General features: G+C 29.2%; 2 protein-coding genes. Both read left to right on the top strand.

Annotated elements, in window-relative coordinates:
* Window positions 1–967 (top strand): restriction endonuclease subunit S (locus BMZ71_RS14495; RefSeq protein WP_143071465.1); only part of this gene is annotated, 967 nt, incomplete at its 5' end.
* Between the two features lie 37 nt (window positions 968–1,004).
* Window positions 1,005–1,969 (top strand): hypothetical protein (locus BMZ71_RS14490; protein ID WP_143071464.1); only part of this gene is annotated, 965 nt, incomplete at its 3' end.

The following is a 1,969-nucleotide window of genomic DNA, read 5'->3' as shown; positions in this document are numbered from 1 at the left end:
ATGGCTTCAAAGCATTGGTAATACTGGATTATTGAGTAATTCGCTGTCTATAAAGGTTTTTAAAATTTTTTATGCATTTGATATTGCAATTAAGCGAATTAATAATGAATTGACAAATCCTGAGTATTTTCTCCAATTTGTTCGTGCTGAAAATATGCAAAGAAAACTTACAGGAGCTAATCCGGGATCTGCAATTTCCAATTTAGTTCCAATGTCAGAAGTAAAAAAATGGGAAGTTTTTGTCCCGATTAAAGCAGAGCAAAAGAAACTTGGCTCCTTTTTCGAACAACTCGACGATACTATCGCTCTTCATCAGCGACAACTGGATAACTACAAAGAATTAAAGAAGGCCATGCTTAAAAAGATCTTCAACCAAGAGCTGAAATTCAAAGATCAAGATGGTAATGATTATCCAGATTGGAAAGAAAAAAAATTGGGGGAAATTGCAGAGATTAGAACCGGTTATACTCCTTCAAGAAAAGATAAAAACAATTTTGGTGGTGATATTATTTGGGTTTCAGTTGCGGATATGAAAACTAAGTATATTTATGATACTAAAGAATATTTATCTGAAAAAGATGTACGAGAAGCAAAATGGATAGAGGCGGATACACTAATAATGAGTTTCAAATTAAGTGTAGGTGTATTGGCTATTACTAAAAAAAAATGTATGTCCAATGAAGCAATTGCTAATTTCCAATGGAAAAATGATATTACGAATAATGAATACATGTTTGCTTACTTATCTTCACAAGACATTAGTACATATGGTAATAATGCAGCTCAAGGTATTTCACTAAATAACGAGAGTTTAAGAGAAATCAGAGTACAAGTGCCTTGTAAAGGAGAACAGCAAAAAATTGCTGGCTTTTTTATTGCATTAGACAAACAACTTGAAAAGTTAGTGCAAACAGTAGAATTGCTGAAGGAACAGAAAAAAAGGCTTATGCAACAGATGTTTTGTTAATTTTACAAAATTATATAGAAAGGGATTTTAAAATTCTATGGATACTATGAGAAGAAAAATAAAGTTTATTACTATTAAAAATAGTAGTATGCAACTCGAGATAAATTATACTGATTTAGTTAGTTCGATCGAGGAGGAAGTAAGCGGTATTAAATTTCCAATGACAGATGAAACTAATATTAATAAAGGGATAGTTTATAATGTTAGTTTGGATGAACAGATTGTTGGAACTTTATTTTTTTGTGAAAAAAAATATAATGGTTATCTAAATATGGAGATTATTATTGACATAACAAGTGATCAATCATTGTCTGGAAAGTATGAAAAAGAGATAGGAGATATGAAAAAAAGCATCAAAAACTATCTTATAAAAAAAGGGATTCAGAAAATTTTTTGGTTAGAAGATTATCAATCTGAACATTATAATCAATTATTATCTAATAAGTTCTATTTATTAGAAAATAGATTTAGAAATTTGATTAATTTTGTTATGATCAATCAAAAAGGCTCAGACTGGTTTATAAATGAGGCTCCCTATAGTTTTAGAAGACAGCATCAAAACCTTTCTGAGAATTACAGAGAACAGGTAACTTCTTTTTCAGGAGTTGATGATACTCTATATTGTATGCTTACAGATGATTTAGTGGATATATTAAAAAAAGAACCCAAAAAATTAAAAGATTCATCACCGAACAAAATTGAGGCTCTTTTACATACATTAATGAAACAATTAGATGGTAAATCTAAACATGATTCTATTAAGCGGACAATTTTAAATCAATTTGATAAAAATACTCCTATATTCAATGAATACTTCAATGGAATATGCGATCGTATTATTTTGAATAAATGGGGAGATTTATCAAAGAAAAGAAATCATATTGCACACAATAAGTTGATTGATAGTGAGCTGTTTGAATCATTTTCAAGTGAAATAGATGATTTTGATGCAATAATAGACACCAGTTTAAAGAATGCGGTTGAAAAATTTTCTAATTATAT

The organism is Trichococcus flocculiformis (assembly GCF_900113645.1).
Classification (GTDB): Bacteria; Bacillota; Bacilli; order Lactobacillales; family Aerococcaceae; genus Trichococcus; species Trichococcus flocculiformis.
This window is presented reverse-complemented; position numbering and strand designations above follow the sequence as displayed.